The 22809-nt window shown below is 70.0% G+C and carries 23 protein-coding genes; 13 read left to right on the top strand and 10 right to left on the bottom strand.

Translation table 11 applies throughout. The features are described from left to right. Positions 1-3 precede the first annotated feature (3 nt). On the top strand, positions 4-1344 hold the full coding sequence (glnA, locus tag ACYVOK_RS20415; protein WP_460664069.1) for a type I glutamate--ammonia ligase: 1341 nt from the start codon (positions 4-6) through the stop codon (positions 1342-1344). Positions 1345-1395: 51 nt separating this feature from the next. Here the strand turns inward: glnA and ACYVOK_RS20410 are convergent, their stop codons facing one another. Next, positions 1396-1881, bottom strand: coding sequence for a hypothetical protein (locus ACYVOK_RS20410; protein WP_460664068.1), 486 nt, complete (start codon positions 1879-1881; stop codon positions 1396-1398). Between the two features lie 249 nt (positions 1882-2130). Between ACYVOK_RS20410 and ACYVOK_RS20405 the strand changes: the two genes are divergently transcribed. Further along, positions 2131-5115, top strand: coding sequence for a bifunctional [glutamine synthetase] adenylyltransferase/[glutamine synthetase]-adenylyl-L-tyrosine phosphorylase (locus tag ACYVOK_RS20405; RefSeq protein ID WP_460664067.1), 2985 nt, complete (start codon positions 2131-2133; stop codon positions 5113-5115). Positions 5116-5128: 13 nt separating this feature from the next. Further along, entirely contained in the window at positions 5129-5857 is a 729-nt protein-coding gene (gene trmB / locus ACYVOK_RS20400) for a tRNA (guanosine(46)-N7)-methyltransferase TrmB (RefSeq protein ID WP_460664066.1), read from the top strand. Here the strand turns inward: trmB and ACYVOK_RS20395 are convergent. After that, positions 5838-8456, bottom strand: coding sequence for a family 78 glycoside hydrolase catalytic domain (locus ACYVOK_RS20395; protein ID WP_460664065.1), 2619 nt, complete (start codon positions 8454-8456; stop codon positions 5838-5840). The two genes, trmB and ACYVOK_RS20395, sit on opposite strands and share 20 nt — an antisense overlap. A 163-nt stretch (positions 8457-8619) precedes the next feature. On the opposite strand from ACYVOK_RS20395, the gene ACYVOK_RS20390 reads away from it, so the two are divergent. The 6 genes from ACYVOK_RS20390 to ACYVOK_RS20365 all read left to right on the top strand — a co-directional run bounded on the left by ACYVOK_RS20390 (position 8620) and on the right by ACYVOK_RS20365 (position 12982). Then, complete coding sequence (locus tag ACYVOK_RS20390) at positions 8620-8706, top strand: putative leader peptide (RefSeq protein ID WP_460664514.1); 87 nt, start codon at positions 8620-8622, stop codon at positions 8704-8706. Between the two features lie 58 nt (positions 8707-8764). Beyond that, on the top strand, positions 8765-9676 hold the full coding sequence (locus ACYVOK_RS20385; RefSeq protein ID WP_460664064.1) for a sulfite exporter TauE/SafE family protein: 912 nt from the start codon (positions 8765-8767) through the stop codon (positions 9674-9676). A gap of 58 nt (positions 9677-9734) precedes the next feature. Further along, complete coding sequence (locus tag ACYVOK_RS20380; protein WP_460664063.1) at positions 9735-10817, top strand: ABC transporter substrate-binding protein; 1083 nt, start codon at positions 9735-9737, stop codon at positions 10815-10817. A 10-nt stretch (positions 10818-10827) separates the two neighbouring features. Next, positions 10828-11622, top strand: coding sequence for an ABC transporter ATP-binding protein (locus tag ACYVOK_RS20375; protein ID WP_460664062.1), 795 nt, complete (start codon positions 10828-10830; stop codon positions 11620-11622). Beyond that, a complete protein-coding gene (locus ACYVOK_RS20370; RefSeq protein ID WP_460664061.1) occupies positions 11609-12490 on the top strand; it encodes an ABC transporter permease in 882 nt (293 codons plus the stop codon). The genes ACYVOK_RS20375 and ACYVOK_RS20370 overlap by 14 nt, the downstream gene beginning before the upstream one ends. A gap of 72 nt (positions 12491-12562) precedes the next feature. Then, entirely contained in the window at positions 12563-12982 is a 420-nt protein-coding gene (locus tag ACYVOK_RS20365) for a PLD nuclease N-terminal domain-containing protein (protein ID WP_460664060.1), read from the top strand. Between the two features lie 65 nt (positions 12983-13047). Here the strand turns inward: ACYVOK_RS20365 and ACYVOK_RS20360 are convergent, their stop codons facing one another. The 5 genes from ACYVOK_RS20360 to ACYVOK_RS20340 form a co-directional block, all read right to left on the bottom strand. Beyond that, the gene (locus ACYVOK_RS20360) at positions 13048-13341 is read right to left on the bottom strand and encodes a WhiB family transcriptional regulator (RefSeq protein WP_132144566.1); all 294 of its coding nucleotides are present in this window, start codon (positions 13339-13341) and stop codon (positions 13048-13050) included. Positions 13342-13542: 201 nt separating this feature from the next. Next, the gene (crcB, locus tag ACYVOK_RS20355; RefSeq protein WP_460664059.1) at positions 13543-13905 is read right to left on the bottom strand and encodes a fluoride efflux transporter CrcB; all 363 of its coding nucleotides are present in this window, start codon (positions 13903-13905) and stop codon (positions 13543-13545) included. Continuing rightward, positions 13902-14300, bottom strand: a complete 399-nt coding sequence (locus tag ACYVOK_RS20350) for a FluC/FEX family fluoride channel (RefSeq protein WP_460664058.1) — start codon at positions 14298-14300, stop codon at positions 13902-13904. The genes crcB and ACYVOK_RS20350 overlap by 4 nt, the downstream gene beginning before the upstream one ends. After that, positions 14293-14847, bottom strand: coding sequence for a histidine phosphatase family protein (locus ACYVOK_RS20345; protein WP_460664057.1), 555 nt, complete (start codon positions 14845-14847; stop codon positions 14293-14295). The genes ACYVOK_RS20350 and ACYVOK_RS20345 overlap by 8 nt, the downstream gene beginning before the upstream one ends. Before the next feature lie 3 nt (positions 14848-14850). Continuing rightward, on the bottom strand, positions 14851-15183 hold the full coding sequence (locus ACYVOK_RS20340) for a hypothetical protein (RefSeq protein ID WP_460664056.1): 333 nt from the start codon (positions 15181-15183) through the stop codon (positions 14851-14853). Between the two features lie 382 nt (positions 15184-15565). Between ACYVOK_RS20340 and ACYVOK_RS20335 the strand changes: the two genes are divergently transcribed. Together ACYVOK_RS20335 and ACYVOK_RS20330 are read left to right on the top strand one after the other, a co-directional pair. After that, on the top strand, positions 15566-16645 hold the full coding sequence (locus ACYVOK_RS20335; protein ID WP_460664055.1) for a 3-deoxy-7-phosphoheptulonate synthase: 1080 nt from the start codon (positions 15566-15568) through the stop codon (positions 16643-16645). 54 nt (positions 16646-16699) lie between these two features. After that, complete coding sequence (locus ACYVOK_RS20330; RefSeq protein ID WP_460664054.1) at positions 16700-18775, top strand: phosphocholine-specific phospholipase C; 2076 nt, start codon at positions 16700-16702, stop codon at positions 18773-18775. 12 nt (positions 18776-18787) lie between these two features. Here ACYVOK_RS20330 and ybaK read toward each other — a convergent pair whose 3' ends face one another. Together ybaK and ACYVOK_RS20320 are read right to left on the bottom strand one after the other, a co-directional pair. Continuing rightward, positions 18788-19276, bottom strand: a complete 489-nt coding sequence (gene ybaK / locus ACYVOK_RS20325) for a Cys-tRNA(Pro) deacylase (protein WP_460664053.1) — start codon at positions 19274-19276, stop codon at positions 18788-18790. Continuing rightward, positions 19269-19946 (bottom strand): helix-turn-helix transcriptional regulator, encoded by a 678-nt coding sequence (locus ACYVOK_RS20320; RefSeq protein ID WP_460664052.1) that lies wholly within the window; start codon positions 19944-19946, stop codon positions 19269-19271. Before ACYVOK_RS20320 ends, ybaK begins: the two co-directional genes overlap by 8 nt. A gap of 74 nt (positions 19947-20020) precedes the next feature. Between ACYVOK_RS20320 and folE the strand changes: the two genes are divergently transcribed. Further along, positions 20021-20632 carry a GTP cyclohydrolase I FolE gene (gene folE / locus ACYVOK_RS20315; RefSeq protein ID WP_460664051.1) on the top strand — a complete coding sequence of 204 codons (612 nt, stop codon included), beginning with the start codon at positions 20021-20023 and terminating at the stop codon, positions 20630-20632. A 3-nt stretch (positions 20633-20635) separates the two neighbouring features. On the opposite strand, the gene ACYVOK_RS20310 is transcribed toward folE, so the two are convergent. Beyond that, complete coding sequence (locus ACYVOK_RS20310; RefSeq protein WP_460664050.1) at positions 20636-20959, bottom strand: hypothetical protein; 324 nt, start codon at positions 20957-20959, stop codon at positions 20636-20638. Positions 20960-21279: 320 nt separating this feature from the next. Between ACYVOK_RS20310 and ACYVOK_RS20305 the strand changes: the two genes are divergently transcribed. Next, on the top strand, positions 21280-22809 hold a 1530-nt coding region (locus ACYVOK_RS20305; protein WP_460664049.1), incomplete at its 3' end, for a 3' terminal RNA ribose 2'-O-methyltransferase Hen1.

Below are 22809 nucleotides of genomic sequence, written 5' to 3'. Positions count from 1 at the left end.
CTGATGGACAAGCAGCAGGAGTTCGTACTGCGCGCGCTCGAGGAGCGCGACGTACGGTTCGTGCGGCTCTGGTTCACCGACGTGCTCGGGTTCCTCAAGTCGGTGGCGGTGGCGCCGGCCGAGCTCGAGGGCGCGTTCGCCGAGGGCATCGGGTTCGACGGGTCCGCGATCGAGGGCCTGGCCCGGGTGACCGAGGCGGACATGCTGGCCAAGCCGGACCCGTCGACGTTCCAGATCCTGCCCTGGCGCGGGGAGACGATGGGGACGGCTCGGATGTTCTGCGACATCAGCATGCCGGACGGCTCCCCGTCGTACGCGGATCCGCGGTACGTGCTCAAACGCGCGCTGTCGAAGGCAGCCGATCTCGGGTTCACCTTCTACACCCACCCGGAGATCGAGTTCTACCTTTTCAAGAAGCTGGTCGAGGGCACCGGCCGGGAGCCGGAGCCGGTCGACTCGTCCGGCTTCTTCGACCACACCCCGCAGGGGGTCGGCAACGACTTCCGCCGCGAGGCGATCACGATGCTGGAGTCGATGGGCATCTCGGTCGAGTTCAGCCATCACGAGGGCGGCCCGGGCCAGCAGGAGATCGACCTGCGGTACGCCGACGCGCTGAGCACCGCGGACAACATCATGACGTTCCGGGTGGTGGTGAAGGAGGTTGCGCTGAGCCAGGGCATCTACGCCTCGTTCATGCCGAAACCGCTGAGCGAGCACCCCGGTTCGGCGATGCACACCCACATGTCGCTGTTCGAGGGCGACCGCAACGCGTTCTTCGAGGGCGGCGCGCAGTACCAGCTGTCCAAGACCGGCCGGGCCTTCATCGCCGGGCTGCTGCGGCACGCGGACGAGATCACCGCGGTGACGAACCAGTGGGTGAACTCGTACAAGCGGCTCGCCGCGGGCGGTGAGGCGCCCTCGTACGTGTGCTGGGGGCACAACAACCGGTCGGCGCTGGTCCGGGTCCCGCTGTACAAGCCGCACAAGGGCCAGTCGAGCCGGGTCGAGTTCCGCTCGCTCGACTCGGCCGCGAACCCGTACCTGGCGTTCGCGCTGATGCTGGCGGCCGGCCTGAAGGGCATCGAGGAGGGGTACGAGCTGCCCCGCGAGGCCGAGGACGACGTGTGGTCGCTGACCGACCGGGAGCGGCGCGCGCTCGGCATCAAGCCACTGCCGAGCAGCCTGGCCGAAGCGATCAGCGCGATGGAGGACAGCGAACTGGTCGCCGAGACCCTCGGCGAGCACGTCTTCGACTTCTTCCTCCGCAACAAGCGCGCCGAGTGGCAGGACTACCGCCGCCAGGTCACCCCGTTCGAGCTGAACAAGCTGCTCCCGGTGCTCTGACCGGGCCGGCGGGTCGTCCTCAGCCGTCGTACCGTCGAGTGTCGAGCCGACTCAGAGGTTGGCGAGTTGGTCGTCGGAGGCGTGTTCGGAGGTCCAGCGCGCGGCCGCGGTCGAGTGCCGGTAGGGAGGCTCGATCTGGGCCTCGACCGGTGTCGTGGATGCGGTGGGATCGGGTGCCGGCGGGATGATCGGCGAGCCGTCGGGGGCGAGGGCGTGCACCTCCTCCACGGTGAGCAGGCCGACCGGGCGGGTCCCTTCGGTGATCACCACCAGGCAGCCGGGGATCACCTGCTGGGCCCGATTCCCCTTGCCCGGCACGAGAATTCCCTCGGCCGGTGTGCGCCAGGCGCCCGGCGCGAACCGGCGTAACGCGACTCCCGCCTGCCCGGTGTCCGGCGTACGCGGTGGGATGTAGGCGGTGGCTGTGTAGTCGTAGTCGTAGTCCGGCTCGGGCGGGCCGGACACTCGCCCGCCTTGCTGGGGCGTCAACCAGACCACCGTGCCCCGGACAGCGAGCGACCCCGTCATCATGACCATGGACAGCCATCATGCCGACTACTGAGCGAATCCGCTACACGACGCCGTGTATTCGCCGCAACTCGACCGCGACGCCACTGAGATACGCCGCCCGCGCGCAACCTTCCGCCCCCGCCATCTCAAGGGTCAACCCCTGGGCTGGTGGGTTGCACCGCGGGAATCTCGGTGCGCAACCCACCATCCCAGGGGTCAACCCCCTACCCACAGTCCGGGCCGGGGCGGTCGGCGGGGATTGGGTAGCCTGCAGGCGTGGCTGAGGTGCGTCGGGGGTCGTGGGAGGGGCGGCTGGTCCGGCTCGGGTTCGCCGATCCGCAGCGGGCCGGTGTGATGCTGGAACAGCTCGACCGGCTGGACTCGCACAGTCCGATGGCCGACGAGCCGTTGATCACCGCCCTGTCCGAGTCGGCCGATCCGGACCTCGCCCTGCAAGGTCTGTGCGGTCTGGTCGAAGCGCTGCACCGCCACCGGCACGACGTCGCCGCCTTCGCGCGCACGCTCGAGGTCGACGACGACTTCCGCCGCCGGCTCGTGTCCGTCCTCGGCGCGAGTGAGGCGCTCGGACGCCACCTCGGCGTACACCCACGGCACTGGTACGACGTGGCCGATCCCGCGCTGACCGGCGTACGTCCGTCCGCGGACGACGTCGCGGCCAGGCTCGCCACCGCCGTCGACGCGCCCAACCCGGTCGATGCTCTGCGGGTCGAGTACCGCCGGCTCCTGCTCAGGCTGGCGGCCAGGGATCTGGCCGAAGGGTTGCTGGTCGACGAGGTGGCCGCCGTCCTGGCCGATCTGGCCGGGGGAGCGCTGGAGACCGCGCTGCAGATCGCCCGCAACGAGTACTTCGCCGCGCACCCGGCCGCGGCCGACTGCCGGCTCGCGATCATTGCCATGGGCAAGTGTGGCGGCCGCGAGCTGAACTATGTCAGCGATGTCGACGTGCTGTTCGTCGCCGAACCGCTCGACGGCGAGCCCGAGGCGGCCGCGCTGAAGACGGCGACCCAGCTCGCCGCGGCGACGATGCGGATCTGCTCGGCCCACACCGCCGAAGGCACGCTCTGGCCGGTCGACGCCGCGCTCCGGCCGGAAGGCAAGTCCGGCCCGCTGGTCCGAACCCTCGACAGCCACCTCGCCTACTACCAGCGCTGGGCCAAGACCTGGGAGTTCCAGGCCCTCCTGAAGGCCCGTCCGGTTGCCGGTGACAAGGACCTCGGCCGGCGGTACGCCGAGCAGACGTCCGAACTGGTGTGGTCGGCGGCGGACCGGCCGGGATTCGTCGACGACGTCCAGGCGATGCGGCGGCGGGTGATCGACCATATCCCGGCGGCCGACGCGGATCGGCAGCTCAAGCTCGGTCCCGGTGGTCTGCGGGACGTGGAGTTCGCAGTACAACTCCTGCAACTCGTCCACGGCCGCAGCGACGAGGCGGTCCGCAGCGGTACGACGCTCGTCGCGCTCGAGTCGCTCACCACCAACGGGTACGTCGGTCGCAGCGACGGCGCCGTGCTGGCCGACGCGTACCGGTTCCTGCGGTCGATGGAGCACCGCATCCAGCTGTTCCGCCTGCGTCGTACCCATCACGTCCCCGACAACGAGGCCGACCTGCGCCGGCTCGGGCGCTCGCTCGGGTTCACCAAGGACCCGGTCGGCGAGCTGACCGCGGCCTGGAGGAAGCACGCGCTCGAGGTACGGCGCCTGCACGAGAAACTCTTCTACCGGCCGCTGCTCGCCGCCGTCGCGCGGATCCCCGGCGAGGAGGTGCGGCTGACACCGGAGGCCGCCAAGCAGCGACTGACCGCCCTCGGGTACGCCGACCCGTCCTCGGCGCTGAGACACATCGAGGCACTGTCCGAAGGCGTGTCGCGCCGGTCGTCGATCCAGAAGGCGCTGCTGCCGGCGATGCTCGGCTGGTTCGCCGAGTCACCGGATCCCGATGCCGGGCTGCTGGCGTTCCGGACCATCTCGGACACGCTCGGCTCGACGCCGTGGTACCTGCGCCAGTTGCGCGACGAGGGTGCGTCGGCCGAACGGCTCGCTCATCTGCTCGCGAGCGGCCGGTACGCCGTCGACCTGCTGCAACGGGCCCCTGAAGCGACCGCGATGCTCGCCGACGAACGCGAGCTCGTCCCGCGGACGCAGGAGGGCCTGATCGCCGAGATGTCGGCGGCCGCCGGCCGGCAGGACCAGCCGGAGGCCGCGGTCGCCGCGATCCGGGCGGTCCGGCGGCGCGAGCTCTTCCGGGTCGCCGCGGCCGATCTGTCCGGCCTGCTCGACGTCGAGACCGTCGGCGAAGTCCTGACCACGATCTCGGTCGGCACGCTGACCACCGCGCTCGAGGTGGCCAAGCGGACCGTCGCCAAGGGGGCACCCGAACCGACGCGGATGTCGATCGTTGCGATGGGCCGGTTCGGCGGCCACGAGCTCGGGTACGGCAGCGACGCGGACGTGATGTTCGTCCACGATCCGGTGCCGGGTGCGGACGAGAAGGCGGCGACGGATTTCGCCACCCAGACTGCGACCGAGTTGCGCCGGCTGCTGGCGTTGCCCGGAGCCGATCCGGCCGTCCAGGTCGACGCGGATCTGCGTCCCGAAGGCCGGCAAGGACCATTGGTCCGGACGTTGGCGTCGTACGCGTCCTACTACGCGCGCTGGTCGGCCGTGTGGGAGGCACAGGCGTTGCTGCGGGCCGATCCGCTGTGCGGCGACGCCGGGTTGTGCGAGGCCTTCCGCGGACTGATCGACCCGCTGCGCTATCCGGCGAACGGCATCAGCGACCGGGACGTGGTCGAGATCCGCCGCATCAAGGCGCGGGTGGACGCCGAACGCCTGCCGCGGGGCGCCGATCCGAGCACGCACACCAAACTCGGCCGCGGCGGCCTGGCCGACATCGAGTGGACGGTGCAACTGCTGCAGTTGCTCGAGGCTCACAGAGTCCCTGGTCTGCGTACGACGCGCACCCTCGGCGCACTGCGGGCCGCGGTGGACGCCGGCCTGGTCGAGGCGTCGGACGCGAACACCCTGCGGGTCGCGTGGGAGATGGCGACCCGGATCCGCAACGCGATCATGCTCGTCCGGGCCCGCCCCGGAGACTCCCTGCCGAGAGATCCGCGCGACCTCGCCGCGGTCGCCCACATCTGCGGCTACCCACCGGGCGAGTCGAGCCGCTTCTCCGACGACTACCTCCGCATCACCCGCCGGGCCCACAACACCGTCGCACGGTTGTTCTGGGACGACTAATAGACTCCTGGCGGTGGAAACGGTGGAAACGGTGGAAACGGTGGATCAGGTCAGGCAGGCGGGGGTTTTCAGCCACGTCCGGCGCAGTGTCCGGATGACGGTGGGGCAGAAGCGCGTCTGGGAGACGCACTGGCCGTCGCTCGGGCGGAAGCTCGAGGACCTGCCGCCCGGTGAGGTCGATCTGGCCGAGTGGTTCGGCCGGGAAGCGCCGACCGTGCTGGAGATCGGGTCCGGTATGGGGGACGCGACCGCTCAGCTCGCGGTCGCGGCGCCCGAGGTGAACCACCTGGCCGCCGAGGTCTACCCGGCTGGTCTGGGCCAGTTGATGCTGTGGGTGGAGAAGTACGAGCTGGACAACGTCCGGCTGCTGCAGGGTGACGCGCTCGACTTCCTCCGCGACCACGTGGCTCCCGACGCGCTGGCCGGCGTACGCATCTACTTCCCGGACCCGTGGCCGAAGAAGCGGCACCACAAGCGCCGCCTCGTCACGCCGCCGTTCGTCGCGCTGGTGGCGTCCCGGCTGCAGCCCGGCGGAACGTTGCACCTGGCAACGGACTGGGCGGACTACGCGGACCGGATGCTCGAGGTGTGCGACGCCGAGCCGCTGCTGCGTAACCAGTACGACGGCTGGGCCCCGCGGCCCGAGTGGCGGCCGGTCACGAAGTTCGAGGCGCGCGCCCGGGCCGAGGGCCGCGTCTGCCGCGACCTCCTCTTCACCAAGGTCACGCCGACCGGCTCGTGAAGCTCCACAGCCCGGCCGGCACCGTGTAGATGGTGTAGCCGTCCTCGTACGACGCCTCGCCCGCGAACGGAGCCGGTACGGCGGTGACGTCCGAGGCAGCCGCGGACGGCACGTGGACCTCGGTCGTCGTACCGACAGGGACCTGGACGTCCAGCGAGAGCACCCGGCTCGCCCGCTGCCACGACACCGACACCCGGCCGCGGATCGTGTCGGTGCTGATCGTCGCCGAGTCCACCTCGGAACGCGCGTCCGGCCGGACCATGATCCGCCGCCAACCCGCTTCGAGGTTGCGCAGCCCGGCCACGTTCTCGTACAGCCATTCCACGACGGTGCCCTGGAAGTAGTGGTTCCGCGATCGCGAATCCTCCTCCCACTTCTCCCACATCGTGTCCGCGCCGAGCTCGAACCAGTAACCCCAGCTCGGATAGGTCCGCTGCAACGCGACCTTCGTCGCCGCGTCGCCGTACCCGTAGGCGGTGAGCACCGGCAGCAGGACGCCGACACCGAGGCAGCCGGTGTTGAGGTGGAACCCGCGGGCTTCGACATCCGCGGCCAGGTTGGCCGCGACCTGCGGGGCCAACTCCTCCGGCACGATGCCGAACGCCAGCGGCACCGCGTTGGACGTCTGCCGGTAGTCGGGGTCTTCACCGGACCTGTAGATCCCGGCGTCCCGATCGAGGAACGCACGGTTGAGACCGTCGGCCAGTTCGGCCGCGGCCTTGCGGTAGTCGTTGGACTTGCCGATGACGTCGCCGATCTCCGCCGCGGCGATCAGTGCCCGGTAGAGGTACGCCGTACCGGTGAGCCGCCGGTCCTCCGGAGCCGGGCCGCTGCCGAAGCCCGGTGGAAGCCAGTCGCCGAGCACGCTGACGGACAGGCCGTCCTCGACCCGGTCGAGTTCCCAGGACAGGTAGCGGGTCAGCGGTTCCCAGTGCTCGTGCAGCAGCCGCTCGTCGCCGTACGCGCGATGCATCTCGCGCAGGAGGAACGGGTACACGGTCGGCCACTCGGTGGCGGGGGAGAGGTCGGTGAAACCCCAGCCGCTGGACGGAACGATCACCGGGAGCTGCCCGGACTCGGCCTGGCTGTCGCGGATGTCGCCCAGCCACTTGGTGAAGAACCGCGCCAGGTCGAGGCTCGCCAGCATGGTCGGCCCGCCCACCTGGGCGTCACCGGTCCATCCGTTCTTCTCCATGAACGGCGTGTCGGTCGGGATGCCGTGCAGGTTGTTCAGAATCGTCCGGCGCATCGCCTGGTCGAACTGTTCGTACGCCGGCTGCGTGGAGGCGAACCGGGTCACCGTGCGAACGTCGGAGTGCACGACCCGCATCAGCAGGTCCGGCCGCTCCGTGATGCCTTCGACCTGGACGTACCGGAAACCCTTGTAGGAGAAGCGCGGCTCCCACTCCTCGACGCCGTGGCCGGCGGCGATGTACTCGTCGCGCTGGATCCGGTCGCCCTCGACGTGCACGTTGACCGCCACCACGTTGCCATCGGCAACTGTCTCGCCATGGGTCAGGCTGATCGTCGTCCCGGCGTCCGCGGTGGCCCGGAGCCTGGTCCAGCCGGCCGTGGTGCGGCCGAAGTCGACGATCCACACGCCAGGGCGGACCTCGGTCACCTCCTGCGGCTCGACCGATTCGGTCACCCGGATCGGCTCGTGGGCCTGCGCCTGCAGGGTGCCCTTCGGCGCGTCCACGACCGCGGCCGTCGACCAGGTGGAATCGTCGAAGGCCGCCGTGTCCCAACCCGGGAGCGCGCGGCGGGCGTCGTACGTCTCGCCGGTGTACAGGTCGTCCGAGATGGTCGGCCCGCCCGTGATACGCCAGGACTCGTCGGACACCACCTCGGTCGTCCTGCCGTCGTCGTACTCGATGACCAGGCGGGCTAGCAGGCGTGGCTCCGCGGTCCAGGGTGTCTGGTGCCACCGCCAGACGTTCGGTGCCCTCAGTCCGAAGAATCCGCGACCGAGTTCGGTACCGACCACGTTGTCCCCGGTCCGCAGCAGGTCGGTGACGTCGTGGGTGACGTAGAGGACGGTGTGGTCGTAGTCGGTGAAGCCCGGATCGAGTACGGCGTCGCCGACCTGCTGACCGTTCAGCCGCAGTTCGGCGTATCCGAGGCCGCTGGCGTAGAGCCGGGCCTGTTTCACGACTCCGTCGACAGCGAAGGCACGCCGGAGCAGGGGAGCACTGTCGGTCGTGCCGCCGATCCAGCGCGCAGCGCCGAAACCCTCGTCGAGGAGTGCGGTCTCGAACCAATCGGGATCGGCCCAGCCGCCTTCCCGGTCCAGGCCGTCCCAGAGGCGGACGGTCCAGTGGTACCGGGTGCGTGGCTTCAGCGACGGTCCGTCGTACTCGACACCGAAGGTCCGTGACGACGCCACCTTGCCGGAGTCCCACACGTCGCCGAGGCCGGGGGCCGATCCGACCAGGATCCGGTACGCCGTCTGCGTCGCGCCGTAGCCCGGTGCCGTGGCGACCCACCCGAACCGGGGGCGCCGGACGTCGGTCCCCAGCGGCCGGACGGCGTACTCGGTCTTCAGCGTTCCGGCGCTCAGCGGACCACCAGGCGTCCAACCGTCCGGCAGTTCGTGCATCAGGCGGCTCCTCCGGCTCGTGGGTCCCCGAGGACCGTAGACAGGCGCGCGGGGCGCTTTCAACACCCTGACCGCAACCGGCCGCCCGTCTCACCCAGGGAATTGTTGTCTCAGATCGTGAAACCTGAGCATCTTGCTCGACTTTGTCCGCTTTCATGGAGGCATGCAGGTCACCACGAACGCACCCGGCGACGCCCTGACGCGGCGCCGGCACGTCGACCTGCTGCGGGTGAACTCCGCGAGCTGTTGATCTTCGGCGCACCACTTCGGTCCCGTCCACCACTGTCCTCGCCCGAAGGAACAGCTCTGTGCGTCGTCTCATCCTGATCGCCTTGCTCGGTTCGGTAGCCCAGCTCGTCGACGGCACCCTCGGCATGGCCTACGGCGTCACCGCCAGCACGGCCCTGCTGATCACCGGCATCACGCCGGCCGTCGCGTCCGCCTCCGTCCACCTCGCCGAGGTGGGCACGACCCTTGCCTCCGGCCTGTCGCACTGGCGGTTCGGGAACGTGGACTGGCGCGTGGTCGCGCTGATCGGCGTCCCGGGGGCCGTCGGCGCGTTCGCCGGGGCGACGTTCCTGTCCAGCCTGTCGACCGAGTCGGCCTCGGTCTGGGTGGCGGGCCTGCTGCTCCTGCTCGGGGTCTACATCCTGGCCCGGTTCGCCACCGGGAAGGTCCGGGCGATCATCGAGGGCCGGCCGGCCGGGCGGTTCCTCGGCCCGCTGGGCCTGGCGGCGGGGTTCATCGACGCCACCGGAGGTGGCGGCTGGGGGCCGGTCGCCAACTCGGCGCTTCTGAGCAGCGGCAAGTTGACGCCGCGCCGCACGGTCGGTTCGGTGAGCGCGGCGGAGTTCCTCGTCTCGATCGCCGCCAGCATCGGGTTCCTGATCGGCCTCGGCCGGCAGAACCTGCCGTTCGGCATCGTCGCCGCGCTGCTGGCCGGTGGCGTGCTCGCCGCACCGCTGGCTGCCTGGCTGGTGTCGCGACTGGCCACCCGTTGGCTCGGCGTCGGCGTCGGCCTGGTGCTGATCCTGACCAACGCCCGCACGCTGCTGAACGGGCTCGGCGTGGCCGACGGCCCGCGTTACGTCGTGTACACCGCACTGGTCGCCGGCTGGGCCGCGGTCGTTGCCTACGGCGTGCGATTCGCCGCTCGCCGGGCCGTTGCCGAGGCCGAGCGCGTCCTCGCCGACGAGCGCGATCTCGAGACCGTCGCCTGACCTGCTGCTTCTTCCGCCCGCGGGCTGTTCGGTCGCCCGCACGATCGAAGGTCTTTCTGTGAGCACTCCCAGCTTCCGTCCTGCCCGTCGCCGGCTGTTCGCCGCCTCCGCCGCTGTACTGGCCCTGGTCACCGCCGCGGCCGGCTGCTCCCGCGCGGAGGGCAACGACGCGCCGGCCGCCGCGACCGACAAGGGCCCGGCCGCCGAGCTGCGGCTCGGCTACTTCCCCAACGTGACCCACGCCGCCGCGCTGGTCGGCCTCGACAAGGGCCTGTTCTCCAAGGAACTCGGCAGCACCAAGCTGGTGCCGACCAAGTTCAACGCCGGCCCCGAGGCCGTCGGCGCACTGCTCGGCGGCTCGCTGGACGCGTCCTTCATCGGCTCCGGCCCGGCGATCAACGCCTACGCGAAGTCCAACGGCGAAGCCGTCCGCCTGATCGCCGGTACGACGTCCGGCGGCGCGCAGCTCGTGGTCAAGCCGACGATCACCAAGGCGGAGGACCTGGCCGGCAAGACCGTGGTCACCCCGCAGCTCGGCAACACCCAGGACGTCTCGCTGAAGAAGTGGCTGGCCGAGAAGAACCTGACCGGCAAGGTGAAGGTCGCCAACCTGGAGAACGCGCAGACGCTGGACGCGTTCAAGAAGGGTGAGGTGGACGCGGCCTGGCTGCCCGAGCCCTGGTCGTCGCGGCTCGTCCTGGACGCCGGGGCCAAGGTGCTGCTGGACGAGAAGGCCCTGTGGCCGGACGGCAGGTTCCCGACCACCGTGCTGATCGTGCGGACCCAGTTCCTCCAGGAACACCCAGAGACCGTGAAGGCGCTCCTCACCGGCCTGGTCGCGGCGATCGACTTCGCCACCACCGACAAGGAGGCTGCGAAGACCGTGGTGAATGCGCAGTTGAAGGAGCTCACCGGCAAGGCGCTGAAGCCGGAGGTGATCGATCGGGCGTTCGACAACATCCAGATCACCGCGGACCCGATTGCGTCGACCTTCCCGCAACTGGCCAAGGATTCGGTCACCGCGGGGATCGCGAAGGAAGCGCCGGCGGTCGCCGGTTTCGCCGATCTCGGCCCGCTGAACGACGTACTCGCCAAGGCAGGGAAGCCGACCGTGGACGCGGCCGGCCTCGACACGAAGTAGGAGGCGGACGATGACCGTGACAGTCGAGGTCGAGCAGGACGTGGTGCGGACCGTGCGGTTTCATCAGGTCGGCAAGGCGTTCGGCCACGGACGTAACGCGGTCGTGGCGCTGGAAGGTGTCGACCTCGAAGTGGGGGCGGGGGAGTTCGTCTGCCTGGTCGGTGCGTCCGGCTGCGGGAAGACCACGCTGCTCAACCTGGTGGCGGGTCTCGACCAGCCGACGACCGGGCGGATCGAGCTGAGCTCGTCGCGGCCGGCTGTCGTGTTCCAGGAGGCCGCCCTGATGCCGTGGCTGACGGCCGCCGGGAACGTCGAGCTGCCGCTGCGGATGGCCGGCGTACCGAAGGCCGCTCGTCGCGCGAAGGCTGCTGAGTTGCTGGAGCTCGTGCGGCTCGCCGGGCTCGGTGACAAGCGGCCGCACGAGTTGTCCGGCGGTATGCGGCAGCGGGTCGCGCTGGCACGGGCTCTGGCGTCGACGGACGACATCACCGGCACCGATGCGGGCAAGCCGTCGCTGCTGTTGATGGACGAGCCGTTCTCCGCGCTGGACGCGATCACCCGCGACGTGTTGCAGGGTGAGCTGCTGCGGATCTGGCGTGCGACGGGCACGGCGATCCTGTTCGTGACGCACGACGTACGCGAGGCCGTGCGGCTCGGGCAACGCGTCGTACTGCTGTCGTCGCGGCCCGGACGAGTGGTCCGGCACTGGGACGTCGACGGGCTGACCGGTGCCGACGAGTCCGGTGCGGTCGAGGAGATCAACGGGGCGCTGCGAAAGGTGATCAGCAGTCATGCCGCGGCCTGACGTGCAGGAGGACCTGTACGACGTCGAAGCGGGTCTCGACGCGCTGGACACACCCGTCAACCCCGGCGAGGGCTCGCTGGGTCGGCGGCTCGCCGGCCGGATGCTGCCGCCCGTTGTCGCGATCGCTCTGCTGGTGGCGGTGTGGCAGGCCCTCTGGGCGGCCGCGTTCTGGCCCGAGTTCAAGCTGCCGGCGCCGGTCGACGTCTGGGGTCAGATCTGGCAGTTGGTGACGACGGGGAAGATCCTCGAGCTGTTCTGGGTGTCGTTGCACCGGGCCGTGATCGGATTCGCGATCTCCTTGGTGATTGCGGTGCCGCTCGGCCTGGCGATCGCCAACATCACCGTCGTACGGCGGGGGATCGGCCCGCTGGTGTCCGGTCTGCAGAGCCTGCCGTCGGTGGCCTGGGTACCGGCGGCGATCCTGTGGTTCGGGCTGAACGATCGGGCCATCTACTGGGTCGTGCTGCTCGGCGCCGTACCGTCGATCGCGAACGGGCTGGTGTCCGGTCTGGACCAGGTGCCGCCGATCCTGCCGCGGGTCGGGAAGGCGCTCGGTGCCGGCCGGCTCGGGGGGATCCGGTACATCCTGCTGCCGGCCGCGCTGCCCGGGTTCCTGGGCGGGCTGAAGCAGGGCTGGGCGTTCTCGTGGCGGTCGCTGATGGCGGCGGAGCTGATCGCGACCTCGCCCGAACTCGGTGAGGGACTCGGTCAGTTCCTGCACAACGGGATGTCGCTGTCGGACATCTCGATGGTGTTCGCCGGCATCCTGCTGATCTTCGTCGTCGGCGTCGGGATCGAGTTGCTGGTGTTCCGGCCGCTGGAGAACTCCGTTCTGCGAGCCCGTGGCCTGACCGTTACCACCCGCTGACCTGGATCACGGCTTGGCCACCGGTGCGGCCGTGGATGCGGTGCGTTCGGACTCGCGCCGTACTGTTGGAGCGTGGTCCGATTTCTGCCGTTCCTGATCAGCCTGGCGCTCAGCGTGTACGCGCTGTTCTCCTGCATCCAGACGCCCGACGAGGACGTGCCGCACCTGCCGAAGCTGGTGTGGATCGTCCTGATCGTGTTCGTCCCGTTCGTCGGGCCGATCGTCTGGCTGCTCATGCTGCGCAGCCGGCTCGGCCGCCGCGATCGCGGCACCGGGCCGGTGAAGCCGGCCGCCCGGCCGGTCGCGCCCGACGACGATCCGGACTTCCTCGCCTCGCTGGACCGCTATCGCGACCCGCGGACGACGGTGAAGCCGCCGGAACCGCCGAAGGACCCGGAGCCGGAGTCGGCGAAGGACGACGAGCCGACGAAGAAGAAGGCCGAGGACGACACCACCGAAACCCCGTCGGAGCCGGACGACGGTAAGGCCTGACCTTTCGCGCAGGCCTCACGTCGAGGGCAACGGCCGGGGTGCGGCTGGTGAGGTCGCAGCCTCCGTCAGGCCGACTTGCGGTGTTCGGGCAGGAGGGTGTTGTCGCGCTCGGACTCGGTGGTGCCGCCCCAGACGCCGTACGGCTCGCCGACGGAGATCGCGTGCTGCCGGCACTCGGGCTGGACCGGGCAGGTCCCGCAGAGCGACTTCGCCACCATCTCGCGGGCCCTCTTGCGAACGCCGCGCTCCGATTCGGGCGAGAAGAACAACTCCGGGTTGACGTCGCGGCAAGCCGCTTGTGACTGCCAGTCCCACAGATCCATGAGCGGGCGGGGTAGGCGAGGCATCCCTCTCGACATGGCAACCTCCTTGACTCACCGTGAGCGCGGACGGGCGCTCGGTGAAAACTATGCTCAACTCACAGCGAGTTCAACCCTTGTTGTCTCGAAGTTCGGTCCTTTTGTTATCGGACCCCGGCGTCGCACGCCGTAATCGGACCGTCTTCACACGGTGAGCGTGTTCACGTCATCACCGTCTGTGACATGAGTCACTCGATTGCTTCAGGCCAGGACAGCGCCCAGTACGGCGGCCAGCCCACCGGCCCCGAGGTTGAGTACGACGTTCAGCAACGCCTTCCCGCGATGGCCGGAAGCGGCCAGCGCGTTCGTCTCGGCGGCGAAGGTGCTGTACGTCGTGAACGCGCCGCAGAACCCGACTCCGACGAGCAGTACCGTCGTGCGGTCGGTCACTCCGGTCAGCAGCCCGAGCACGAAACTCCCCAGGATGTTGACGGTGAAGGTTCCCCACGGAAGTGGTGTCTCGGTCCTGCTGCTCAGCAGCAACCGGCCGACCATGTGCTTGTCGACCAGGTACCGCAGCGGAGCTCCGGCGGCCGCTCCGAGCGCGACCAGCAGGACGCTCATCGCCTCTTCTCTCCGCGCTCGGGCCGCCCGGCCCACTCGCCGAGCGCTGCCGCCGACAACGCCGCCGCGACGGTTCCGAAGAAGTAGACCAGGGCAACGACGACGTGGTCGGGCAGCAACTTCTCGGTGTCGACGGCGAACGTCGAGAAGGTGGTGAACCCGCCGAGGATCCCGGTGCCGAGGAACGGCCTGAGCAACTGGTGCGATCGTGGCGTCAACCGCACCAGCAGGACGCCGATCGCGAAACAGCCGAGGACGTTCGTCGCGAACGTTGCCCAGGGAAACTCGCCCGGGCCGTGCGGAAACGTCTCGGCGAGTCCGTAGCGGGCCAGTGACCCGATGATCCCGCCGAGCGCCACGACGCCCAGCACGCGGGGGAGTCCGGTGTCAGCCATCCTCCGCCGGATCGTAGCGGTAGTACTCGTGCCCGCCGTGGGCGGTGCCGGTCTCACCGGTCAGCGCGCGGATCACCACCGCGTGGGTGACGGCGAGCACCGGTCCGTCCGTGCTCGCGACATGCCTGCCGAGCGCCGCACGAGCCCGCTCACGCACCCGGGACAGCGGCTCCCAGGGTCGTTGGATCCCGTGCGGCCATTCCCCGTCGTATGCCTCGAACTCGGCCTGAGCCGCGCGTACGTCGGCCACTCCGCGCCACATCCCGGTGTGGTCCGGCAGCCAGTCGCGCAGGTCGTAGTCGACCCGGACGCCGAGCGCCAGCCGGTGCCCGATGATCGCGGCGCTGTGCAGGGCGCGGGTGAACGGTGAACTGACCAGGTACGTCGCTCCGATGCCGCTGAGCAGGTCGGCGAGTTCCTCGGCCTGTTTGGCGCCGAGGGAGGTGAGCGGGGCGGTGTCGGCGGCCGGCCCGGGCAGTCCCTGGGCGTCGACCGGTCCGTAGTCCGGCTCGCCGTGCCGGACCAGGTAGATCTGCGTCACGGCCATGTTCTACCTGAGATGGCGAGCGCCCGCCCATCCACGGGCGTGGCCGCCGGGCAGCGGCGGGTCGGTGATCGAGGATGGTGCACGCACCTGGTGCAGGTCGTCGAAGAGGCCGGACTTGGGCTGTTGCTCGATCCAGCGGACTTCCGTGGCGCCTTGGTGGCCGTGCACGGCCAGCACCGAGTCGATGTCCGGCCAGACCGCCGTGGCGGGGTTGCTGCCGCGCCAGCGCAACGCCACCGAGCCGTCGCTGAACACACACCCCTCGGCAACCACCCCGGTCCCCGAGACACCACTGGGGTCGCGGTACCGGACCAGCTCGAAAGTCCGCGGCCTCACCGTCCCGCCCCGCGTGGGCGGTCACCGAGCAGAACCAGTACCCCGAGCGGACCTGCCACCGTCACTGCACCCCTCATCGTCTCGACCCGTCGTTGCAGCCCTCAACGACGCCGGGCCGTCCGTGGTTACAGATCGGCGGACGGGGCAGGCGGGATGGTCCGGATGGCCGGGATGGTATGGTCGGTCCCGTGAAGCGCAGCTATTGGCGATTTTTTGAGTGGCCGGCCCTGGTGCCGGGCGACTCAGCCGCCTGCTGACGCCCAACCGAAGACACCAGAGCCGGCACGAAGGCAAGGACACGCGTCCTTGCCTTTTCTCGTTCCCCGCCGGCGCTGCCTGGGACTTCCTTGGCGAAGCCGGCCATCCAAAGGAGCCCCAGCAGATGAACACCCTCCCGCAGAGCACCAGTCAGGCGGCGGTCGTCGACCGACGGATCGAGAAGACCGTCCCGCTGATTACGCCGCTCGCCCTGCACGACGAGCTTCCGCTCGACGACGCCCTGGCCCAGCGCGTGATGGACGGTCGCGAGGCCGTCACCGACGTACTGAACGGCGTCGACGACCGCCTGCTGGTCGTGGTCGGCCCGTGCTCGGTGCACGACGCCAAGGCAGCCCTGGAGTACGCCCAGCGTCTGCGACCGGTGGCCGAGCGACTCTCCGACGGTCTGCTCGTGGTCATGCGCGTGTACTTCGAGAAGCCGCGCTCGACCCTCGGCTGGAAGGGCCTGATCAATGACCCGGGTCTCGACGGCTCGGGTGACGTGAACCGCGGTCTGCGGACCGCCCGGCAGTTGTTGCTGCAGGTGCTCGAGCTCGGCCTGCCGGTCGGCTGCGAGTTCCTCGACCCGATCACACCGCAGTACATCGCCGACACCGTCGGCTGGGGCGCGATCGGCGCGCGGACGGTGGAGAGCCAGGTGCACCGGCAGTTGTCCTCCGGGCTGTCGATGCCGATCGGCATGAAGAACCGCCCCGACGGCAGCATCGGTACGGCGGTCGACGCGATCAAGGCCGCCTCGGTGCCGCACGTGTTCACCGGTATCGACCACGACGGTGCCCCCGCGATCCTGCACACCCGCGGCAACCCCGACTGTCACCTGGTCCTGCGGGGGTCCGACGGCGGACCCAACTACGACGCCGACTCCGTCGCGGGCGCGATGGAACTGCTGCGCAAGGCCGGGCTGCAGGAGCGTGCGGTCGTCGACGCGAGCCACGGCAACAGCCGCAAGGACCACCGCCGGCAGCCGGTGGTCGCGGAGGAGATCGGCCGGCAGGTGGCGGCCGGCAACCACGCGATCGTCGGGGTGATGCTCGAGTCGTTCCTGGTCGAGGGCCGCCAGGAACTGGACCCGACCCGCGATCTCACCTACGGCCAGTCGATCACCGACGCCTGCATGGGCTGGGACACCACGGAGGCTGTGCTGGAGCAGCTTCACGCGGCGGCGGTGGCGCGGCGCGGATGAGCTGTTCACCCCGTGGCCTCGCGTCGGCTACGGGTTCCGCCTAGTCTCGCGCGCATGACTGAGATTTCTCGGCGTCTGGTGCTGGGGTCGGCGGCGGGGGGAGTGGCGGCATCACTGCTCCCCCCGTCGCTGCACACGGCGATGGCGCAACCGGTGAGGCGCGGTGGTCTGCGCGCGGTCGAGCACGTGATCGTGCTGATGCAGGAGAACCGCTCGTTCGACCACTACTTCGGGACCCTGCGCGGGGTGCGCGGGTTCGGTGACCGGCAGCCGCTGCGGCTGCGGAACGGCAAGAGCGTGTTCCACCAGCCGAAGGCCGGTGGCGGTGAGGTCCTGCCGTTCTCGATCCGCAAGGCCGCGGCCGACGCAGGCCGGCCACCGCACGACATCCAGTACCTCGGTGACCTGCCGCACGGCTTCAACGACGCCACCCAAGCCTGGGCCAACGGCTGGAACGACGACTGGGTCCAGGCCAAGACGGCGGCCACCATGACGCACTACGACCGCCGCGACATCCCACTGCAGTACGAGCTCGCCGAGACCTTCACGATCTGCGACGCCTACCACTGCTCGGTCAACGGTTCCACCAACCCGAACCGCAACTACCTCTGGTCCGGTACGACGGGATACGAGCCCGGGACGACCCAACGGGCGGTGACGAACGCGGCGTACTCGTACGACCACAAGGGCTACGACTGGACGTCGTACCCGGAACGCCTCGAGCAGGCCGGGGTGAGCTGGCAGATCTACCAGGAGTGGGACAACTTCACCGACAACGCGGTCGAGTACTTCAAGACCTTCAAGGAGATCGGGCGCCGGATCCTCGCGTCGGTGCCGGGTGGTTACCGCACCACCGAGGAGTTCTACGACAAGCTCTTCGCGAAGACGCCGGCCGAGCGGGCCGAGGCGTTGAAGCAGTTCCAGGCCTCGGTCGACAAGCTGCCCGCCAAGGACCGGAAGTTGTTCCACCAGGCGATGTACCGGTCCGAGCCGGAGTCGCTGATCCCGCGGCTGCGGGCGGACATCAAGGCCGGCACGCTGCCCCAGGTCAGCTGGCTGGTGCCGTCCGCGGTCGATTCCGAGCACCCGGGCGCCTCCACGCCCGTCGGCAGCGCGAACCTGGTCTACGACCTGCTCGACGCGATCGCCTCGGACCCGGAGACCTGGTCCAAGACCGTACTGTTCATCAACTTCGACGAGAACGACGGGTACTTCGACCACGTCCCGCCGCCGGTCGCACCGCGGCCTGCGTCGGGGGAGGGTGACGACTGGTATGCCGGCCGGCCGATCGGCCTCGGTCCGCGGGTCCCGATGACCGTCGTCTCGCCCTGGTCGGTCGGCGGGCACGTGAACTCGCAGGTGTTCGACCACACCTCGGTGATCCGCTTCCTCGAACAGTGGACCGGTGTCCGCGAGCCGAACATCAGCGACTGGCGGCGGACCGTCTGTGGTGACCTCACCTCGGCGTTCGACTTCGCCCGCGGCTACCGCCGGCCGTCGGTGGACGCACCCGGTCCGGTGCCCGCGCCGATCGCCCGCTGGAAGCCGACGCCGCCGGCCGACCAGGCCGTGCCGCGGCAGGAGCCTGGTCACCGCCCGGCCCGCGCCTTGCCTTATCAGCCGTCCGTCTCGGGCTTCGTTGCCGAGGGCAATTTGACGCTGGCCCTCGGCAACAAGGGCCGCGAGGCGGCACACTTCGCGATCTACTCCTACGGCGGTGAGCTGCCCGCGCCGGAGCATGTCGACGTACGGCGCGAACACGTCGAAATCATCGCGGTCGACGGGCCGTACGAGTTCGCCGTCCAGGGCCCGAACCGGTTCTGGGCCGAGCTGGCCGGCACCGCGGACGGTGCCGCGGCGGGCCTGGACGTCCGCGCCGAGCAGCACGGCAGCTCACTCGAGCTCGCGCTGGTCAACAGGTCGCGCAAGCCGCTGACCCTGAAGGTGAAGGCCCGCGGCTACGGCAACAAGACCGTCACCGTGGAGCTGCGGGGCAAGCAGACCCGCGAACTGCCTTGGCCGACCGACCACGGCTGGTACGACGTCGAGGTCACGGTTGCCGAGGACACGTCGTACCGGCGCCGCCTCACCGGCCACCTGGAAACCGGCAAGCCGAGCATCACCGGCTGAGACGCCGGACAGTCACCGGGCGATGGCCGCCGTACGGGCTCTCGTGACGGTGATCAGGTCCGCCGGGGCCAGGCCGATGTCGAGGCCCCGGCGGCCGCCGGAGACGTAGACGGTCGCGTGGGCGGTGGCGGTGGAGTCGATCACCGTCGGGAGCGCGCGCTTCTGGCCGATCGGGCTGATGCCGCCGACCACGTACCCGGTGGTGCGTTCGGCGGCGGCCGGGTCCGCCATCACCGCCTTCTTCCCGCCGGCGGCGGCCGCGATCGCCTTCAGGTCCAGTTGCTTGTCCACCGGTACGACGCCGACGGTGAGCTTCCCGTCGACCTCGACGAGCAGCGTCTTGAACACCTGCTCGGGTGCGAGCCCCAGCGCCTCGGCCGCCTCCAGCCCGTACGACTTGGCCGTCGGGTCGTGGTCGTAGGTGTGCGTGGTGAACTCGACCTGCGCCTTCGTCAGCGCCACCGTCGCTGGAGTGCCCTGACTCTGCTTGCTCTTAGCCACGCGCCGAGCTTAGTTGTGGCACCAGACGAACGCAGCAATGGCCGGGAGACGGGACAAGGCGGGCTTCGTACGGAATCTCCAGGGTGCTGACGAGGCCCGCGAGCAGATGCAGGTTCATGCCGCAGACCAACTGGGGCTGGTCCCGGGCGACCTGCTGGAACGGGCAGTTGGCGAGCGCGATGCCGTCCTGATCGGGGCGCGGCTCGAAGCCGTGGGCCGCCAGGATCTCGGTCAGCGAGGTCGCGCCCGCGGTCGTGCCGAGCGACTCGCCGTACTCCCGGGCCCGGCGGTTGGCCGCCTCACGGGCCGAGCCGCCGGACGCCTCGGCGTCCGCGACCGCGGCGGCCAGCAGGCGGGCGGCGACGGCGTACTGCCGCTCGGGCAGGGTGATTTCGATCTCACGGTCGGACCGGTGGTAGAGCTTCGCCGGCCGCCCGGCGCCGGGACCGCTGCGCCCGGAACGGCGCTCGTAGCAGGTGGCGAGCAGGCCTTCCTCGGTGAGCTTCTCCAGGTGGAACGCGGCGGTGGTCCGCGGGATGCCGACCGCGGCGGCCGCCTCGTCCCGGCCGACCGGCTCGGGCTGCCCGACGACGTACTCGTACAGACGCCGCCGAGTCGGTTCCTCGAGTACGGCGACCGCCTGAACCTGCGCGTCCCAGGACGTGTCCACCCAATGATTCTATCGACAACTTCGATTGATGAAAGAGTATGATGACAGTTCGTTGACCCCTCAGGAGAGTGCAGATGGCGATTTCGGCCGATCTCGAACCCGTCCCCCTCCGCATCGTCGCCGGTCGCGCGGAGATCGACCTCCCCGCGGCCCAGCGTGCGGTCGCAGACCTGCTGGTCGCGCTCGGGCGGGACCCGCGCAGCGCGCATCTGGCGGACACCCCGCGCCGGGTGGCGAACGCGTACGCCGAGATGCTCACGCCGCGCGAGTTCGAACTGACCACGTTCCCGAACGACGAGGGGTACGACGAACTCGTCCTGGCCAAGGACATCCCGGTCCAGTCACTGTGCGAGCACCACCTGCTGCCGTTCCACGGCGTCGCGCACGTCGGCTACCTGCCGGGGGAGCGGATCCTCGGACTGTCCAAACTGGCCCGCGTGGTGGAGTTGTTCGCGCGCGACTTCCAGGTGCAGGAGCGGCTGACCAAGCAGGTCGCCGACTGGCTGCAGGACCACCTCGCGCCGAAGGGTGTCGGCGTGGTGATCGAGGCCGAACACCAATGCATGTCGCTGCGCGGTGTCCGTGCCACCGGCTCCCGGACCGTGACGTCGTCCCTGCACGGCGTACTGCGGGAGAACCTCAGCTCGCGCCAGGAGTTCTTCGCCCTGACCGGCCTGACTCCGTAGGCGTCAGGCGCTGGCCACCGCCGGCGGGTGACGGTGGGTCTGTCGCCCGGTGGCGAGGATGTGGGCCACCTCGCCGGGCAGCAGGTCGGTGCCGGGGACCGGCTCCATCTCGGAGACGTCCAGCCAGCGGACGACGGTCGCGCCGCAGTGGCCGTGGACGGCGAGGATGGAGTCGAGATCCGGCCAGACGGCCGTGGACGGGTTCGCGCCGTGCCAGCGCAGCGCGACCGAGCCGTCGGTGAAGACGCACCCTTCCGCGACGACGCCGGTCCCGGACACTCCGCTGATGTCGGTGTAACGCACGAGTTCGAAGGTCTGCGGTTTCACCGGCGCACCTCGCCGGATCGGCCTGAACTGGAACTGGCTCTGTCGGAAGGTGACGGGCCTGAGGGTGCTGCCATGGTCCTTTCCCCGTGGTCGGCGTGGGTGGGCGCTCGCCACAAACCGGGGACAATACGGACTGTCAGCGGGGAAGGACGGTCTGTAGCGACTCATCTTCTCCGAATCAAGCTAGAACCAAACCGGCCGACACGCCAGACCTCTCGCCCGCGTGTCTCGACGTTCGGTTGCGGCCGGCCGCGCAACTCCTGACATATCGGGCGTTTTATCGGATGTGGGATGAACGCCGGGCATGATCGAATACTGAAGTGTTCCTGACACTTGCCACCGATCTTGCCGGAGTTGACGCACCCGCGAGTGATTTCGGGTTCCTGTTGCACAAGAACCCGGCGCGACCGCAGGGCATCGAGATCACCGGTGGCACGGCGCACGTCTTCTACCCCGAGGCAACCGACGATCGCTGTACGGCGGCCGTGCTGCTCGAGATCGACCCGATCGCGCTGGTCCGGTCCGGCCGGGGCAAGGCGCCGGAAGGGTTCACCCTCGGGCAGTACGTGAACGACCGCCCGTACGCCGCTTCCAGCCTGCTCGCGGTCGCCCTCGGCAAGCTGTTCCGGACCGCGATGAACGGCCGCTGCGACGCCCGCCCCGAACTCGCCGCCCGCCCGATCCCGCTCGAGATCCACGTCCCGGCGCTCCCGTGCCGCGGCGGTGCCGAGCTGGCCGCGCGGGTGTTCGGTCCGCTCGGGTGGACCGTCGACGCGCGGGCCGTGCCGCTCGACCCGGAGATCCCCGGGTGGGGTGATTCCCGGTACGTCGATCTGCGGCTGACCGGCGTACTCCGGCTGGCCGACGCACTCAATCACCTCTACGTGCTGCTCCCGGTCCTGGACGACGCCAAGCACTACTGGGTCGGCCCCGACGAGGTCGACAAACTTGTCCGGGCCGGCTCGGGTTGGCTCGGCGCGCACCCGGAGAAGGACCTGATCTCCCGCCGGTACCTGGCGCACCGCCGCTACCTCGCGGACTCCGCGCTCGAACGTCTCGCCGAGGCGGACGGTCTGGCCGAGCCGGAGGTGGTGCCGGACGACGCGGAAGGTCCGCTGTCGCTTGCTGTCGAGCGTCGTACGACGGTTGCCGCCCTACTGAAGGAACTCGGAGCGCGGCGGATCGCGGACCTCGGCTGTGGTGAGGGGGCGCTGGTCGGTGAGCTGCTGAAGGACCCGATGATCGGCGAACTGATCGCGACGGACGTCTCGGCGCGGGCGCTGATCGGCGCGAAGCGGCGGCTGCGGTACGACGAGCTGCCCGACCGGCAACGGGAGCGGCTGCGGTTCCTCCAGTCGTCGGTCACGTACGCCGACCACCGCCTGACCGGGCTGGACGCCGCAGTGCTGATGGAGGTGATCGAACACGTCGACCCGCCACGCCTCCCGGCCCTCGCCAAGGCCGTCTTCCAGACCGCCCGCCCCCGCGCCGTCGTGGTCACCACCCCGAACAGCGAGTACAACGTGCGCTTCGACTCCCTCCCCGCCGGCACCTACCGCCACCCCGACCACCGCTTCGAGTGGACCCGCGAGGAGTTCTCCCACTGGGCAACCCACATCGCCGACCTCTACGCCTACTCAGTGGAATTCCGCCCAGTAGGCCCCGAAGACCCCCAACTAGGCCCCCCAACCCAACTAGCCCTCTTCAAACTCCACGAAAAACCGGCGACCCCGCACCCCGCCCCATCCGCGGCGGAGCCGCACCCCGCCCCGTGCGCGGCGGAGCCGCTTCCCGCGCCGTCCGCGGCGGAGGCGCTTCCCGCGCCGTCCGCGGCGGAGGCGCTTCCCGCG

The organism is Kribbella swartbergensis, from assembly GCF_054784135.1.
This window is presented reverse-complemented; position numbering and strand designations above follow the sequence as displayed.

What these genes read in the sequence shown, in the direction of transcription:
- glnA (WP_460664069.1), top strand. Translation starts at nt 4, where the DNA reads ATGGACAAGCAGCAGGAGTTCGTACTGCGCGCGCTCGAGGAGCGCGAC.
- ACYVOK_RS20410 (WP_460664068.1), bottom strand. Translation starts at nt 1,881, where the DNA reads ATGGTCATGATGACGGGGTCGCTCGCTGTCCGGGGCACGGTGGTCTGG.
- ACYVOK_RS20395 (WP_460664065.1), bottom strand. Translation starts at nt 8,456, where the DNA reads ATGCACGAACTGCCGGACGGTTGGACGCCTGGTGGTCCGCTGAGCGCC.
- ACYVOK_RS20390 (WP_460664514.1), top strand. Translation starts at nt 8,620, where the DNA reads ATGCAGGTCACCACGAACGCACCCGGCGACGCCCTGACGCGGCGCCGG.
- ACYVOK_RS20375 (WP_460664062.1), top strand. Translation starts at nt 10,828, where the DNA reads ATGACCGTGACAGTCGAGGTCGAGCAGGACGTGGTGCGGACCGTGCGG.
- ACYVOK_RS20370 (WP_460664061.1), top strand. Translation starts at nt 11,609, where the DNA reads ATGCCGCGGCCTGACGTGCAGGAGGACCTGTACGACGTCGAAGCGGGT.
- ACYVOK_RS20360 (WP_132144566.1), bottom strand. Translation starts at nt 13,341, where the DNA reads ATGTCGAGAGGGATGCCTCGCCTACCCCGCCCGCTCATGGATCTGTGG.
- crcB (WP_460664059.1), bottom strand. Translation starts at nt 13,905, where the DNA reads ATGAGCGTCCTGCTGGTCGCGCTCGGAGCGGCCGCCGGAGCTCCGCTG.
- ACYVOK_RS20350 (WP_460664058.1), bottom strand. Translation starts at nt 14,300, where the DNA reads ATGGCTGACACCGGACTCCCCCGCGTGCTGGGCGTCGTGGCGCTCGGC.
- ACYVOK_RS20345 (WP_460664057.1), bottom strand. Translation starts at nt 14,847, where the DNA reads ATGGCCGTGACGCAGATCTACCTGGTCCGGCACGGCGAGCCGGACTAC.
- ACYVOK_RS20335 (WP_460664055.1), top strand. Translation starts at nt 15,566, where the DNA reads ATGAACACCCTCCCGCAGAGCACCAGTCAGGCGGCGGTCGTCGACCGA.
- ACYVOK_RS20330 (WP_460664054.1), top strand. Translation starts at nt 16,700, where the DNA reads ATGACTGAGATTTCTCGGCGTCTGGTGCTGGGGTCGGCGGCGGGGGGA.
- folE (WP_460664051.1), top strand. Translation starts at nt 20,021, where the DNA reads ATGGCGATTTCGGCCGATCTCGAACCCGTCCCCCTCCGCATCGTCGCC.